Source organism: Streptomyces sp. TAA486 (genome assembly GCF_000426165.1).
In genome coordinates this window covers 58,853-72,866 of the sequence record NZ_AUEV01000008.1, presented here as the reverse complement: position 1 = coordinate 72,866, position 14,014 = coordinate 58,853, and the positions used below count along the sequence as shown (strand labels likewise).

Below are 14,014 nucleotides of genomic sequence, written 5' to 3'. Positions count from 1 at the left end.
TTGGGAATGTGCTGTGGTCGGCACCGCACGTGGGCGGGCAGCGCCGAAGCTTGACGAAGTGGGGGCTCAGTGGCCGGGTTCGAGGATTTCGAGGGGATCGAGGCCGCGTCCGACTTCAGTCCGGGCGCCCAGGTGCCCCTCTCGGGCTCCGGCGGGCAGACAGCTGCCACGCAGGCCCTCGCGTCCGCCGCCTATCGGGACGGCCCGATCACGGACCTGATCGCCGCGAACGACGGCGCGAAGGTGAAGGCCCCGCGCGTCTCCCTCTTCGAGCCGAACCTGGGCGAGGCCTTCTCGCGCGCGGTGCAGGTGCGGCTGCTGGGAGGAGCCCGCAAGGCACTCATCCAGTCCTTCGGCATCGAGCCGCAGACGGTGGTCGAGCACTGTCTGGCGGCCACCCGCATCCGGAAGGAACGCGACACCCGCCTGACCGTCATCATGGTCATCTTCGGGGTGGTGTTCCTGCCGGGGACGCTGCTGTGGCTGCTGGCCTTCCAGCTGCGCCGTGCGATCGCCGGCGCGCAGGACAAGCGGATGGGCGCCTTCGGCATGGCCGCCATGGTCGCGCTGGGCGGCCTGGCAGTGCTGTTCATGCTCAAGCTTCCCTTCCACGGGATGCTCGCCATCTATCTGCGCGCCATGTTCATCGTCCCGGTCGTCGGCTGGCTGTGGGCGAAGCAGGTCTGTGAGCGCTCCGCCAAGATGCTGCGCGGGCAGTGGGGGCAGCTGCTGGGCGGCAGCGGCGTGGGAGCGAAGATCCCCGAGGCCGTCCCGCAGGACCCGGGTGACAAGGGTGCCGAGCGCATCCGGCTCGGCCTCGCCAAGCTCAGCGCCGAGCAGGCCAGCAACCTCGTCTACTACGCGGGCCCCCGCGGGATACTCGGCATGGGCACCCGCTGGGGCAGCTGGCAGCTCGCCGAGGAGCTGATCCCCAAGGACCCCGAGGCCGACATCAACCCCTTCCGCAGCTGGGACGTGGTGCGCGCGATCCACGACCAGTTGCGCCGGCTCGAGCGCGGCCCGCTGCACACCGGCGGCTTCCCCAAGCCTTCGATACGGCACTGGGTCGTCTCCCCCATCGGCGAGGGCGCCACCGAGGTCACGCGTCCCGAGGGCCAGGAGGTCGAGGGGTACCGCATCAAGGACTTCGAGATACAGCGCATCTGCAACGAGCAGCAGTTCGGCAGTGGCAACAGGCATTATCTCGGCGTCCAGTTCGTGCTCTGGGACGGCCAGTTGGTGATCACGCTGCTCATCACCGTGACGGTGCTCCACCACACGCTGCGCATCGAGGTCACAGGTCACGCCCTCGGGCCCGTGCACCCGCTCTTCACCACGAAGCCCAAGGCGAAGACCAAGGAGGTCTCCAAGAGCGTCAAGTTCTGGGAGACCAAGGAGGTCAACCTGCCCCTGGTGGAGGCCCGGGAGGTGGTGCGGCTCTCGGCCCGCGCGCCCTTCACCTGGTTCCCCCCGGTGCTGGACTTCCTCGGCGGCAAGCTGACTCTTCCGGAGCCCTTCGGCCTGCGTCACGCCTGGGCGGACAAGCCGTGGCGGCACCGCTTCATGGCCGACGACGCGCTTCGTGCGGCCACTCCGGTGCTGCGTGTCGTTCACGCGGCGGCGATGCGCGTACTCGAGGAGAACGGCTGCGACGTCGAGCAGTTCGGCGCCCGCTCCCTCATCCTCAGCGGCCTCGTGCAGGGGGCCGAACCCCGGAAGGCCGACGCCTACGACGCATGAGGCGGCGGGACGGCGGCACTCCGTCCGGGTGCGCCGCCCTCCGTGGATCGCGTGTGTCCCCGCTCAGCTGGTTCGTGGCCGGCCGCCAAGTACCGTGCGCGGAGACGGGCGAAGGCCGTGGGCGCAGGCCGCCGCGGGAGGAATTCCTTGATCAGCTCGGCGCATTCGCGCGCGCTCGCCGTACTCGTATCGCATTCGAAGTCGTAGTCGCCGTGCTCATGGACCAGGCCGTACTGAAGCGCCGCCAGGCCCGACGGGCGGTCGCCACGGGCCTCTTCGCGGCGGGCCAGTTCGGCCGGTGAGCAGCGGACACCGACGAACAGCACGTCCTCCGGGCGCAGCACGGTCAGGCAGTCGATCAGGCGCCACGGCTCGCTGAGGACATGGTCGACGACGACGTCGTTGCCCACTTCGGCCATGGCCGCGATCGAGCGGTGGAATCCCATCCTTGTCCGCCGCAGAGCGGTGTCCAGGTCTTCCTCCGTGAGGCTCCGCTTCGTGCGCATCGCATTGAAGCTGTCGACCGACAGGTGGAAGAAGACACCGTCGTCCAGGATGCCGAGCAGCTCCGTGGCGATGCTCGACTTCCCTGAACTGGACGTGCCGTTGAGGAAGATGATCCGGCCTCCTGCCGCGTGGACAGGATCGCATGGCGCCGCCTCGCAAGGGCCGGAGCCCTCAGCTCAACGCCCGGGTCCGTAGGTGAGCAGCTAGTCCTGCCAGGCGTCGGCCAGCATCACGCGGGTTTCACCCAGCAGCTGCGGCAGCACCCGCGTGTGCCCCACGACCGGCATGAAGTTGGTGTCGCCGCCCCACCGCGGCACGACGTGCTGGTGGAGATGCGCGGCGATTCCGGCGCCGGCGACCGAACCCTGGTTCATGCCGATGTTGAAGCCCTGCGCCGCGGAGACGACCCGCAGTGTCTTCATGGCCCGCTTGGTGAATCCGGCGAGCTCGGTGGTCTCCTCGTCCGTCAGCCCCGGATAGTCCGCCACGTGCCGGTACGGGATCACCATGAGGTGCCCGCCGTTGTACGGGTACAGGTTGAGCACCGCGTAGACGTGCTCGCCGCGGGCGAGGATCAGACCGTCCTCGTCGCTCTTGGCCGGGATCGCGCAGAAGGGACAGCCGTCGGCCTCGCCGGGGCCTGTGGGCTTGTTCTCACCCTGGATGTACGCCATGCGGTGCGGTGTCCACAGGCGCTGGAACGCATCCGGCGTCCCGACCCCGATCTGCTCTTCCGGCTCGCTCGTCATGCGGGCCAGCATAGGACTTCCCAGGTACGGGGAAGGGCTCCAGGGTCTCGCCGGAGCCCCGCCCCGCACGACGTCCACGCGCGGGCGGAACGCGCCGCCGCGCCTCTACGAGCTGGGGCGGGCGGCCTCCAGCAGCTCCGCCACGGCCTCGTTCTGCGGCACGCCGTTCTTCTGCGTACCGTCGCGGTAGCGGAAGGAGACCGCGCCCGCGGAGACGTCCTCGTCCCCCGCGATGATCATGAAGGGGACCTTGGACTTCTGCGCGTTGCGGATCTTCTTCTGCATCCTGTCCGAGGACGAGTCGACCTCGATGCGCAGGCCCTTCTTCCCGGCCTCCGCCGCGAATTCCTCCAGATACGGCACGTGGGTGTCGCCGATCGGGATGCACACGGCCTGCACCGGGGCCAGCCACGCCGGGAACGCACCCGCGTAGTGCTCCAGCAGCACGGCGAAGAACCGCTCGATCGAACCGAAGAGAGCGCGGTGGATCATCACCGGCTGCTGACGCGAGCCGTCGGCGGCGGTGTACTCGAGCGCGAACCGCTTGGGCTGCTGGAAGTCGACCTGGATGGTGGACATCTGCCAGGTACGCCCGATGGCGTCCTTGGCCTGCACGGAGATCTTCGGCCCGTAGTAGGCGGCACCGCCCGGGTCCATCACCAGCTCCAGGCCCTGCTTGCCTGCCGCGAGGCGCAGTTCCTCGGTGGCCTCCTCCCACTCATGGGGCTCCCCGATGAACTTGGGGTTCCCCTCCTCGCGGGTGGACAGCTCCAGGTAGAAGTCGCTGAGCCCGTAGTCGCGGAGCAGGTTCAGGACGAAGGTGAGCAGGCTGTCCAGCTCGTCCGCCATCTGCTCCTTGGTGCAGTAGATGTGCGAGTCGTCCTGGGTGAAGCCGCGGGCGCGGGTGAGACCGTGCACGACACCGGACTTCTCATAGCGGTAGACCGTGCCGAACTCGAAGAGACGCAGGGGCAGTTCACGGTAGGAACGGCCGCGCGCCTTGAAGATCAGGTTGTGCATCGGGCAGTTCATGGCCTTGAGCCGGTAGTTCTGCCCCTCGAACTCCAGCGGCGGGAACATCGACTCCGCGTAGTTCGGCAGGTGTCCCGATGTCTCGAACAGCTGCTCCTTGGAGATGTGCGGGGTGTTGACGAACTCGTAGTCCGCCTCCTCGTGCCGCCGCCGCGAGTAGTCCTCCATGACCTTGCGTACGACGCCGCCCTTGGGATGGAAGACGGCCAGCCCCGAGCCCAGCTCCTCCGGGATGGAGAACAGATCGAGTTCGGCACCGAGCTTGCGGTGGTCCCGCTTCTCGGCCTCGGCCAGGAACTCCAGGTGGGCCTTGAGCTCGTCCTTGGTCGGCCACGCGGTGCCGTAGATGCGCTGCAGCTGCTTGTTCTTCTCGCTGCCCCGCCAGTACGCGGCGGCGCTGCGCATCAGCTTGAACGCGGGGATCGCCCTGGTGGTCGGCAGGTGCGGGCCGCGGCACAGGTCCTTCCAGCACAGCTCGCCGGACTTCGCGTCCACGTTGTCGTAGATGGTCAGTTCGCCCGCGCCGACCTCCGCGGAAGCGCCCTCCGCCGCCTCGGCCGCCGAGCCCTTCAGGCCGATCAGCTCCAGCTTGTAGGGCTCGTCCTCCAGTTCCTCGCGCGCGTCGTCGTCGGTGGTGACGCGGCGTGAGAAGCGCTGCCCCTGCTTCTGGATCTGCTGCATCTTCTTCTCGATGAGCTTCAGATCGTCGGGGGTGAACGGCTCCGGGACGTCGAAGTCGTAGTAGAAGCCGTCACGGACGGGCGGGCCGATGCCGAGCTTGGCCTCGGGGAAGAGCTCCTGCACTGCCTGCGCCATGACGTGCGCGGTGGAGTGGCGGAGGATGTCGAGCCCGTCCTGGCTGGTCAGCTCGACCGGCTCGACCTCGTCGCCGTCGGCGACCTCGTACGCCAGGTCCTTCAGCTGGCCCGCCACACGTGCGGCCACGACGGAGCGCTCCCCCTCGAAGAGAGCGGCGGCAGTCGTGCCCGTCGTCACCACGCGCTCTTCCCGCTCGGAATCGCGTTGGATGATCACACGGACATCGGTCACCGGTCTCTCCTGACTCTCATTTCGCGAAGCGGCCGACGTGCGTCGAGCGCCGCTGGAATCGTACCGAGAGCGGTCCCCTTCCCGCGAAACGGTTACGGGCTCCTCGGCGCCCGCGACCGCTCCCCCGGGCCGATTCCCGGGCGGGCGACCGTGATTGACGTACCGCGGAGTGCGGTATCACCAGCGCGGGCGCCCTTACCGACAGGAGTGCTGCCATGACCCAGTGGTACGAGGGACCCCTCGCGGCACTCGCGCTCCGGGCCCGCCACCCCGAGCCGGAGCCGGGCACGACAGAGGGCGCCGATCCCGAACGGGACCGTCTGTGTGCCGCCGTGGTCGTCACCCAGCAGGCGCCGGGAGCACCGGTGGAGCTGCACATCCCGCCCGGTGTCCCCGGGCTCCCGGCGGGACCGATGGCCGACTGCGTGGCGCGCTTCCTGGCAGCTCACGCCGTCGGCAGACCTCTGGTCGTCATGAATGCTCCGTACGATCTGACGCTGCTCGACCGGGAGTTGAGACGTCACAGGAACATGCCGCTCGCAAGCTGCCTCGGCGGCCGCGGCATGTGCGTGCTCGATCCGGTGCTTCTCGACCGGCGCCTCGACCGCACGTCGGGAGCCACTGACCCGCACCGCGGGCTCGCGCGGCTGTGCGACCGTTATGGCGTCTCCGCCCCGGTCGAGACCGTTCAGGACGAGGCTGCCGCGGCGTTGGCGCTCGCGAGAGCGCTCGGCCGCCACTTCGCGCCACGGCTCGCCGGGCTCACACCTGCTGCCCTGCACACCCTCCAGGCGGTCTGGTTCGCCGCCGAAGCAGGCGGCCCCACGGCCTGGTTCACCAGCGGTGCACGGCGGGCGGCGGACCACATCTGGCCGCTGCGGCCTATGACCGCCGCCTGATACGCGGGCCTCCCGGGGCAGCACATACAAGAGGCCGGCCGTCGATATGACGGACCGGCCTCTTGAACACGTGGGCGATACTGGGTTCGAACCAGTGACCTCTTCGGTGTGAACGAAGCGCTCTCCCGCTGAGCTAATCGCCCGCTCGCGGCACGTGCAGAACCATACAGTGCGGCTCAGTCATCATCCAAACCCCCTTCGAGCCACCGCTCCAGGCCTCGCCGCCCCGCCCGCATCATCAGCGCGTGGTTGGCCCGGAAGAAGGGGCGAGCGGGCACCGCCAGCTGACGTAGCAGCGGCTTACGGACCTCCACTTGCTGCTCGTACACGGCGACAGTGCCGCCGGAGCGGGAGGCTTCGTCCTTCCTCAGCGTCCAGCGCGCCCATCCGGCCACGTCACCGGTGATCTCCATCTCCAGGACGCCGGAGTCGGGATCGTGCCGGGTCGCCCTGCCCGTGATCCACAGGTCGAAGGGAAGGACGGAACGGATGCGCGCGGTGCCCGACATCCCGTCCAGCGCGTGCACCTCCCGCACTTGGGGCCACCAGACGGGGTACTCACCGGCCCGCTCGAGCACCGCGTAGACCGCTCCGGGGGACTCGTCGAGCCGCCAGACGCTGCGGAAGACGAAGCGGTGGCGCCTGGACGTCATCGGCACACTCCTCACGATCCTCCGCACGGACCGCCGTTCGCGCCCGCGGTCCGCGGCCCTCCCCGCATCCTGTCACCACGGCCGGTGCGGTCCCCGCGAAGTGCGGGTCTCCGAATTCGTCTGTTCCGGCGGGACTTCACCGACCGGCTTCTGCGGAATACATCCATCCGTAATTACCGATGAAGTGAATTCCCGCTGTATCTCCACTTCGACGAGAAACACCACGGGCGCGCGGACAGAAGGCAGGAACACTCGCGTGCGACGGCACAAGAACGGGGCCCTGGGTTTTCACCCGGACCCCGCATGAAGCGGTGGGCGATACTGGGTTCGAACCAGTGACCTCTTCGGTGTGAACGAAGCGCTCTCCCGCTGAGCTAATCGCCCGCTGCGCGGACAAGATTACCGCATGTGAAGTCGTGCTCCTGACCTCGCGGGAGCTCCCCGCCCCTACCGCACGTGCTGCTTCTCCTTGATCTCCTTGCGCCGCCGTCGCTCGTGCCGCCGGGCCTGGAACCGGTGCGTCCACTCCAGGACCTGCCGCTTCGTCCAGCGCAGCACACGCTGTGCCCAGGGGAACTCCGTCGCCCACAGACCGATGCCCGCGAAGATGATCAGCCAGCCGGGACCGGGAAGCGGAAGGAGCACCACCCCGCCGGCCACTATCGCCAGACCTAGAACGAAGATCAGCACCTGCCAGGTTCGGTGCAGGGGCCTCGATGCCTTGATGAACCGCGGGGCCCGAGACCCCAGCGGTCGCTGGTCACTCTCTGCGTACATATCCCCAACGTAACTGAACTCGGCGGCGTCACCGGAATAGCCGTACGCCAAAAAAACGTCACAGGCCATATCAAGGGCTGCATTACTCGCAAAACGGTCAGAGGGGTTTACAACCGACGAGTACGTGGCATGTCGATTTCGCCGACGTGCGAACCCCCGAGCGCACACTGAGCGAAAGGCCCTGGCGCTTATGAACACCACGGTCAGCTGCGAGCTGCACCTGCGCCTCGTTGTTTCGAGCGAGTCATCACTGCCGGTACCCGCGGGGCTGCGGTACGACACGGCCGATCCCTATGCCGTCCACGCCACCTTCCACACCGGCGCCGAGGAGACCGTCGAATGGGTCTTCGCGCGCGATCTCCTCGCCGAGGGGCTGCACAGGCCCACAGGCACCGGTGACGTCCGCGTATGGCCCTCCCGGAGCCACGGTCAGGGAGTCGTCTGCATCGCCCTCAGCTCTCCCGAGGGCGAGGCTCTGCTCGAGGCCCCGGCGCGGGCCCTGGAGTCCTTCCTCAAGCGAACCGACGCTGCTGTGCCGCCCGGCACCGAGCACCGACACTTCGACCTCGACACAGAGCTCTCGCACATCCTCGCCGAGAGCTGAGTCCACCGGTCCCGCGCAGCCGTCCGACTCGGGGCGACGGCTGCGCCTCCCTCGGCCCAGAAGGGCACGCACGGCAACGCCGTCGCCCCCGGACCCGTCTTCAGCGGGCTCCGGCGGTGGCGGCGTCGCCGTGCGTCCCAGGCGTTAGTCTCTGCGCACCGGACCCGCTGGGCTGACCCGAGGAGCGACCCGTGCAGATCAACCACGACACCCGGTGCGCACTCGATGACGTCGTGGACCTGCTCAACACCGCAGCCGACGGCGACCAGCCCGACCTGCTGGTCTCGGTGACACACCTCAGGGCGTACGTGGAGCGCAACAGCCTCAGCGACGTCGGGACGCTCACCGACGCGGATCTGGACGCGGTGCGGTCGGTGCGGGAGCGCTTCACGGAGGTCTTCGGCGCGAGCGACGTCCGTACGGCCGCCGAGCTGGTCAACGCACTCGTGGCCGAGGCAGGGACGACTCCGCAGCTGACCGATCACGACGGCTACGACTGGCACGTGCACTACTTCGCGCCGGGCGCCTCGGTGGCCCACCACCTGGCCGCCGACGGCGGCATGGCTCTGGCCTTCATCATCGTCTCCGGGGAGCGGGACCGGCTGCGCAGGTGCGCCGCCCCCGACTGCCGTCGGGCCTTCGTGGACCTCTCTCGGAACCGCTCACGGCGCTACTGCGACAGCCGGACCTGCGGTAACAGGCTTCACGTCGCCGCCTACCGCGCGCGCCAGCGGGAGTCCGCGGAGACGGCTCATAGCTGAGCGACGCCTCCGGGCCTCCAGACGCGTCCGCGCCGCTCAGTCCAGGAAGAGATCATGAGCGCCGGTGATGGCGAGAAGCATGGCGATGAAAGCGAGGAAGAACATCAGCGGCGGCTGGGAAAGGGCGTAGAGGCAGCCCTTCGGTTCCGTCAGCGGCACCTCGGGCAGGGCCGGGACGTGGACGGGCTGGGCGGTCGCGGCAGGCGCGGAGGGCGGCTCGGCGAGCTCGGCCGGGGGATTCGGCGTCATGTCCATCTCGCGGTGATGATGACGCAGCCGGCACCCCGGCGAGGGTCAACACGCCCACGGCACGGTGGAGTTCATGGGTAAGCCGGTGCCGTGGTGAAGAACGTGGTAATCGACCGCCCGGTGGGCGCGGCTGCGACGTACTGATGTGCGCTGGCGGGTGCGTCAGATGCCGTGCTTCTTGAGGATGGCCTCGATGTCGGAGAAGTCGTCGGCGTCACCGCCGGAGGAGGCCTTCTCCTGCTTGCCGGCGGCCTGTTTTCGCTCCTGTCCGGCGGAAGGTGCCGGTGTGCCGGAGCCGAGGGCGGGAGCGTTCGCCGTGCCGGAGGCGGCGGCACGGCCCGGGGACGTCGGGGTGGCACGGGGCGCCTCGCGGGACTTCCGGCGTGAATGCCGGCTCGCGACGCGGCCGATGACGTACAGCACGAACGCCACGGCAAGAACAGCGAACCCCGCCCAGACGGAGGGCTTGAGCACGAGGTCCGCGGCCCAGGTGCCGACCGCTTTGACGATCTTGCCGCCGAGCCCGATCAGGCCGGACATGGCGAGCCCGACCGGGACGAGCGAGAACGCCGCGATGCGGACGGCGGCGGCGAAGCGCCGCCGGAAGGCCGTGAGGAAGGCGACGGCCAGGCCGGCTGCGGAGAGTGCGGCGCACACGGTCGTGGTCAGCATGTGCACCATCTTGCTACGAGCGCACGTCACAGGCCATGCCCGTCCTCCGATTCAGGGGAGATCTCCGGGTCATCCGCGTCCGGTCGCGGCTGAGAGACTGTCGCCATGGACGATGTCTCCTCCTGCTCCGTGCTCGAATACTGGTGCGAGCTTCAGTGCCCCGACTGCCACCGCGCCCAGGGGGACCTGGCCACGCTGCGGGAGAGGTACGGGGAGCGGCTGGAGATCCGGCTGCGCCACTTCCCCCTGGAGAAGCACAAGTACGCCTTCGCCGCCGCGCAGGCGGCGGAGGAGGCGCTCGCCCAGGGGAAGGGCGACGCCTACGCGGCGGCCGTCCTGGCTCGCAATGCCGAACTCGCCGAACGGGGTGAGGAGTTGCTGCTGGACGTGGCGCGTGAGCTAGGCCTGGACGACGGGGAGTTCGAGAGCGCACTGATCGACGGGCGGCATCTGCTGATCGTCGATGCCGACCAGGCGGAGGGAAAGGCGATCGGGGTCAAGGGCACTCCGACGTACGTCATCGGAGGGAAGCTGCTGGACGGCGGGAAGAGCCAGGAAGGGCTGAGGGCCCGCATCGAGGAGATCGCGGACGGTCTGCTCGCCGGCAGCGCCTGACCTCTGCGGTCCCGTCTGCCCGCGGCAGTGATGGGTTCTTCGCGTGCGCTCAGAGCAGCGGCTTGCGGAAGTGGTGCTCGGCCACCTGGTAGCCCAGTGACGAATACAGGCGCATCGCCGGGGTGTTGGCGGTGAGGACGTGAAGTCCGAGCGTGTGCGCTCCGGCCGCCAGGGCCTCCCGCTCCGCGATGAGCATCAGGGTGCGGCCGTGGCCGTGGCCCCGCATCTCCTCGTCGACCTCCACCTCGTAGACGTAGGCGTCGCAGTCCGGGCGTGGGCTGCGTTCGAGTTCGACCCAGACCCGGCCGGCGTCGGTCCCTTCGTGGACGAGGACGCGCAGGACCGCGCCCTGCGTCGACGCCCCGCGGGGAAGCAGCTGCTCGAACGACGCGGCGGCTCTGCGCCCGGCCTCGTCGGCGGGCATGCCCCGTTCCGTCATCGTCTCCAGCAGCCGGGGCAGTCCGCTCTCGCGCCAGGCGGGGAACTCGGCGTCAGTCATGGGACGAACGGTGCTGCCGCTGGGAAGCGGCGGCCCCTCCCCCAGTTCCTTGAGCATGCTGCGGCTGCGTTCGCCGTAGCCGAGACCCGCGGCCAGTCCGAGTGCCGCGCCGGCCTTCGCCGGGACGCTGATCTCGACCGCCCGGCAGCCCCAGTCGCGCAGCACCCCTTCCGCGGCGAGGGCGGCGACCGCACCGCGCCCGCGCCGCCGTTCACGTTCTTCGACGACGAGCTGTGCCACCCGTCCCGTCACGGGGCCGTACTTCGGGTCGACGGTCAGCCGGAGGAGGCCGACCGGGCGGCTGTTGACGCAGATGTCGTACGAACGGGAGCGGACGCCGTCGGCGTCGTACTGATCGGGGCCGGTCGGGCGCAGCGTCGTCGTCACGCTCGTGTTCTACCCAGCCGGACGGCTTCCCGTCACGCGCCGTGGAGTCGGCCGTGACCGGGAGGGGTACTGCTCGTCACGGGTCGATGTCGGCCGCGGAGCGTTCGGCGAAGAGCTTCATCGCCTCACGGGTGACCGGGCCCGGGGCGCCCGGCAGTTCGCGGCCGTCGACGCGGTTCACGGCCTGGACGTCGCGCAGGGAGGAGGTGAGGAAGACCTCCTCGGCCCGCTCCAGCGCGTCCAGCGGCAGGTCGGTCTCCCGCGCGCCCGACCACTCGGCGACCAGGGCCCGCGTGATCCCCGCCAGACAGCCCGACTCCAGCGGCGGCGTGTGCAGTTCGCCGTCGAGGACGACGAAGACGTTCGTGCCGGTGCCCTCGCACAGGCGGCCCTGCGTATTGGCGAAGAGAGCCTCTCCGGCGCCCTGCCGATGTGCGCGGGCGAGCGCGAGGACGTTCTCGCCGTACGAGGTCGTCTTCAGCCCCGTGAGCGCGCCCCGCTCGTTGCGTGTCCAGGGGACGGTGATCACGGCGGTGCTGTCGGGACGCCGGTGCGACTCGCTGAGAACGACGACGAGGGTCGGCCGGACATCGCCACGGTCGGAGCCGAGCGGTGAGGGCCCGCCGGTGTAGGTGATGCGGAGCCTGCCGAGCGGGACCGTTTCGGCCTCGGTCACGGCGACGCAGGCGCGGCGCACCTCGTCGGGGTCGGGTTCCGGCAGACCCATGCCGCGGGCCGACCTGCCGAGGCGTTCGAGGTGCCGCGTGAGGGCGAAGGGCGTGCCGTCGATCGTCTTGACCGTCTCGAAGACCCCGTCTCCCACGGTCAGTCCGTGATCCAGAACGGAGACGTGTGCGTCGTCGACGTCCCGGAGTCCGCCGTCGAGCCAGATCCTCACAGGGCTCCCCTTCCGTTCGTCGCCGTGGGGCTGGGCACCTGGTGGTGCCGCATGTCCGACGCTACCTTGAGCAGCCCGGATGCCTTGAGTTCCGTCTCCTCCCACTCCCCTTCCGGGTCGGATCCCCAGGTGATCCCGGCGCCCGTTCCGAAGCGGAGCACGGCGCTGCCGCCGGTCCGGGTCCCCCCGGCACCTCCGGCAAGGGTGCCACGTTCGATCCAAAAGGTCCGTATGCCCACCGCCAGCTCACCCGTGTCACGGTCGGCGTCGACCCAGCCGATGCCTCCGCAGTACGGGCCGCGCGGCGTGGGTTCGAGCTCGCCGATGATCCGCAGGGCGCTGAGCTTCGGAGCGCCGGTGACGGATCCCGGCGGAAAGGTGTCCCGCAGCAGATCCGGCCATCCGGCGCCGGCCGCCAGTTCACCGCGCACGGTGGAGACCAGGTGGACGAGCCCGGGGTGCGGTTCGACCTCGCACAGGCCCGGCACGGTGACCGAGCCGGGTGCGCAGACGCGGCCGAGGTCGTTGCGTACGAGGTCGACGATCATCACGTTCTCGGCCTGATCCTTCTCCAGCAGTTCCTCGGCCGTACGGGCCGTGCCCTTGATCGGACCCGAGGTGACGGTGCCGCCCTCGCGGCGCAGATACAGCTCCGGGGAGGCCGTGGCCACCTCCACGCCGTGAGCGGGGAGACGGACGGCGCCCGCGTACGGGGCGGGGTTGCCGCGCGCCAGCAGGGCCGAGAGTCCTGCGAGGTCGGAGGTCTCCGGCGACGGATCGGGCAGGGGTGCGCTGAGCACGCGGCAGAGGTTCGCCTGGTAGACGTCGCCGGCGGCGATGTGCTCGCGTATGCGCCGTACCCCGGCGGTGTAGGCGGCGCGGTCCGTGGAGCTGGTCCACGCACCGGGTGCCGGGCCCCGCCATCGCGAAGCCGCGGGGGTGTTCGGCGTCCCCGCGGTCGCGCCGGGCCTCGGTGTCTCCCGTACGTCGCCGAAGCGCGCGCACAGCAGCCGGCCTTCGAAGTCGGCGACGACCGCCCACCACCCCGCGGATTCCAGGGCCGAGGGGTCGCTTGTGACGTCGCGCAGGTCGGTGGCGAGGAGAGAGCCGAAGCGGGCGAAGGGCGACGGAGCGTACACATGACCGAGTCTATGGTGCGAGGGCCGGAGTTCCGCGGGGCTCCCGGCCGGGCACCTCGGAGCGCCCCGGGGAGGCTTGAGGACGGGGCGCGGCGCTGTTCGCCGGAGCCGACCGGACGGTCACGCAGGGCAAACAGAATTTGAGCTGGCAGGGATATCAGCTAGAGTTCAACCCGTTGCCGGGAACGCGTAAGCCGACCCGGACGACAACACCTGCGGACGTGGCTCAGTTGGTAGAGCATCACCTTGCCAAGGTGAGGGTCGCGAGTTCGAATCTCGTCGTCCGCTCTGCGTGGGAGTTCATGCAACTCCCACCTCGGTGGAGTGGCCGAGAGGCGAGGCAACGGCCTGCAAAGCCGTCTACACGGGTTCAAATCCCGTCTCCACCTCCAAGGACGATTAGCTCAGCGGGAGAGCGCTTCCCTGACACGGAAGAGGTCACTGGTTCAATCCCAGTATCGTCCACGCAGATCAGAGGCCGCCCCCCGATGAGGGGGACGGCCTCTGGCATTTGGGCAACCGTGCGTCTGCGGGGCGGAGTTGAGCTCCGTGCGAGCGAACCTGGGCCGGAGCGGCCGAACTTCGGGTTGCTCCGGGGCGCGCTGTGGCCGAGAATCGCCTCGGCGAGCTGCGGGACGGCGATCTCCGGAAGGGCGTGACCCAGTCCGCCAGATCAGTGAGGGCGTAGGGCTGTTCGTCGAAGGACCAGGTCGAGCGTCCGGTGTCCCGGTGGTCGTAGCACACCACGCGGCTGGTCGCGCTCGTCGCTGACCTTGGCCCACC

The 14,014-nt window shown here is 69.5% G+C and carries 15 protein-coding genes, 5 tRNA genes and 1 pseudogene; 8 read left to right on the top strand and 13 right to left on the bottom strand.

The features are described 5' to 3' along the window. The first annotated feature begins 69 nt into the window (after positions 1 to 69). Positions 70 to 1,740 (top strand): hypothetical protein, encoded by a 1,671-nt coding sequence (locus I004_RS0113140; protein WP_037976081.1) that lies wholly within the window; start codon positions 70 to 72, stop codon positions 1,738 to 1,740. Here the strand turns inward: I004_RS0113140 and I004_RS33730 are convergent. From I004_RS33730 to thrS, 3 genes are all read right to left on the bottom strand, one after another. Continuing rightward, positions 1,728 to 2,360: a phosphotransferase-like protein gene (locus I004_RS33730; RefSeq protein ID WP_078511132.1), complete on the bottom strand. Its 633-nt coding sequence runs from the start codon at positions 2,358 to 2,360 to the stop codon at positions 1,728 to 1,730. The two genes, I004_RS0113140 and I004_RS33730, sit on opposite strands and share 13 nt — an antisense overlap. 90 nt (positions 2,361 to 2,450) lie before the next feature. Continuing rightward, positions 2,451 to 3,008, bottom strand: coding sequence for an HIT family protein (locus tag I004_RS0113130; protein WP_028435874.1), 558 nt, complete (start codon positions 3,006 to 3,008; stop codon positions 2,451 to 2,453). Between the two features lie 93 nt (positions 3,009 to 3,101). Then, positions 3,102 to 5,078, bottom strand: coding sequence for a threonine--tRNA ligase (thrS, locus tag I004_RS0113125; RefSeq protein ID WP_028435873.1), 1,977 nt, complete (start codon positions 5,076 to 5,078; stop codon positions 3,102 to 3,104). 215 nt (positions 5,079 to 5,293) lie between these two features. Here thrS and I004_RS0113120 point away from each other — a divergent pair, with 215 nt between their 5' ends. After that, positions 5,294 to 5,977, top strand: a complete 684-nt coding sequence (locus I004_RS0113120; RefSeq protein WP_028435872.1) for a hypothetical protein — start codon at positions 5,294 to 5,296, stop codon at positions 5,975 to 5,977. A gap of 71 nt (positions 5,978 to 6,048) precedes the next feature. Here I004_RS0113120 and I004_RS0113115 read toward each other — a convergent pair. From I004_RS0113115 to I004_RS0113100, 4 genes are all read right to left on the bottom strand, one after another. Continuing rightward, positions 6,049 to 6,120, bottom strand: a tRNA-Val gene (locus I004_RS0113115). A gap of 33 nt (positions 6,121 to 6,153) precedes the next feature. Then, the gene (locus tag I004_RS0113110) at positions 6,154 to 6,630 is read right to left on the bottom strand and encodes an SRPBCC family protein (RefSeq protein ID WP_028435871.1); all 477 of its coding nucleotides are present in this window, start codon (positions 6,628 to 6,630) and stop codon (positions 6,154 to 6,156) included. A 312-nt stretch (positions 6,631 to 6,942) separates the two neighbouring features. Further along, a tRNA-Val gene (locus I004_RS0113105) sits at positions 6,943 to 7,014 on the bottom strand. A 63-nt stretch (positions 7,015 to 7,077) separates the two neighbouring features. Beyond that, entirely contained in the window at positions 7,078 to 7,407 is a 330-nt protein-coding gene (locus I004_RS0113100) for a TIGR02611 family protein (protein WP_028435870.1), read from the bottom strand. 190 nt (positions 7,408 to 7,597) lie between these two features. Here I004_RS0113100 and I004_RS0113095 point away from each other — a divergent pair, with 190 nt between their 5' ends. Both I004_RS0113095 and I004_RS0113090 read left to right on the top strand, forming a co-directional pair. Then, positions 7,598 to 8,011, top strand: coding sequence for an SsgA family sporulation/cell division regulator (locus tag I004_RS0113095; protein WP_003959770.1), 414 nt, complete (start codon positions 7,598 to 7,600; stop codon positions 8,009 to 8,011). A gap of 191 nt (positions 8,012 to 8,202) precedes the next feature. Further along, positions 8,203 to 8,772, top strand: a complete 570-nt coding sequence (locus I004_RS0113090) for a CGNR zinc finger domain-containing protein (protein ID WP_028435869.1) — start codon at positions 8,203 to 8,205, stop codon at positions 8,770 to 8,772. Between the two features lie 36 nt (positions 8,773 to 8,808). On the opposite strand, the gene I004_RS33725 is transcribed toward I004_RS0113090, so the two are convergent. After that, on the bottom strand, positions 8,809 to 9,027 hold the full coding sequence (locus I004_RS33725; protein WP_037976079.1) for a hypothetical protein: 219 nt from the start codon (positions 9,025 to 9,027) through the stop codon (positions 8,809 to 8,811). Between the two features lie 156 nt (positions 9,028 to 9,183). Continuing rightward, positions 9,184 to 9,693, bottom strand: a complete 510-nt coding sequence (locus I004_RS0113080; protein ID WP_028435868.1) for a hypothetical protein — start codon at positions 9,691 to 9,693, stop codon at positions 9,184 to 9,186. Between the two features lie 105 nt (positions 9,694 to 9,798). On the opposite strand from I004_RS0113080, the gene I004_RS0113075 reads away from it, so the two are divergent. Further along, positions 9,799 to 10,308 (top strand): DsbA family protein, encoded by a 510-nt coding sequence (locus I004_RS0113075; protein WP_028435867.1) that lies wholly within the window; start codon positions 9,799 to 9,801, stop codon positions 10,306 to 10,308. A 49-nt stretch (positions 10,309 to 10,357) separates the two neighbouring features. On the opposite strand, the gene I004_RS0113070 is transcribed toward I004_RS0113075, so the two are convergent. The 3 genes from I004_RS0113070 to I004_RS33720 form a co-directional block, all read right to left on the bottom strand. Beyond that, on the bottom strand, positions 10,358 to 11,194 hold the full coding sequence (locus tag I004_RS0113070) for a GNAT family N-acetyltransferase (RefSeq protein ID WP_028435866.1): 837 nt from the start codon (positions 11,192 to 11,194) through the stop codon (positions 10,358 to 10,360). A gap of 76 nt (positions 11,195 to 11,270) precedes the next feature. Further along, the gene (locus tag I004_RS0113065) at positions 11,271 to 12,092 is read right to left on the bottom strand and encodes an aminodeoxychorismate lyase (RefSeq protein WP_028435865.1); all 822 of its coding nucleotides are present in this window, start codon (positions 12,090 to 12,092) and stop codon (positions 11,271 to 11,273) included. Continuing rightward, the gene (locus I004_RS33720) at positions 12,089 to 13,231 is read right to left on the bottom strand and encodes a chorismate-binding protein (RefSeq protein ID WP_037976078.1); all 1,143 of its coding nucleotides are present in this window, start codon (positions 13,229 to 13,231) and stop codon (positions 12,089 to 12,091) included. Before I004_RS33720 ends, I004_RS0113065 begins: the two co-directional genes overlap by 4 nt. A 215-nt stretch (positions 13,232 to 13,446) precedes the next feature. On the opposite strand from I004_RS33720, the gene I004_RS0113055 reads away from it, so the two are divergent. The 3 genes from I004_RS0113055 to I004_RS0113045 all read left to right on the top strand — a co-directional run bounded on the left by I004_RS0113055 (position 13,447) and on the right by I004_RS0113045 (position 13,696). Next, positions 13,447 to 13,519: transfer RNA gene (locus I004_RS0113055), tRNA-Gly, on the top strand. A gap of 30 nt (positions 13,520 to 13,549) precedes the next feature. Next, positions 13,550 to 13,623 (top strand) — tRNA-Cys (locus I004_RS0113050). A 1-nt stretch (position 13,624) separates the two neighbouring features. Further along, positions 13,625 to 13,696: transfer RNA gene (locus tag I004_RS0113045), tRNA-Val, on the top strand. 198 nt (positions 13,697 to 13,894) lie between these two features. On the opposite strand, the pseudogene I004_RS40305 reads toward I004_RS0113045, so the two are convergent. Further along, positions 13,895 to 13,993, bottom strand: a pseudogene (locus I004_RS40305) (alpha/beta fold hydrolase); the annotation flags it as partial. Positions 13,994 to 14,014 lie beyond the last annotated feature (21 nt).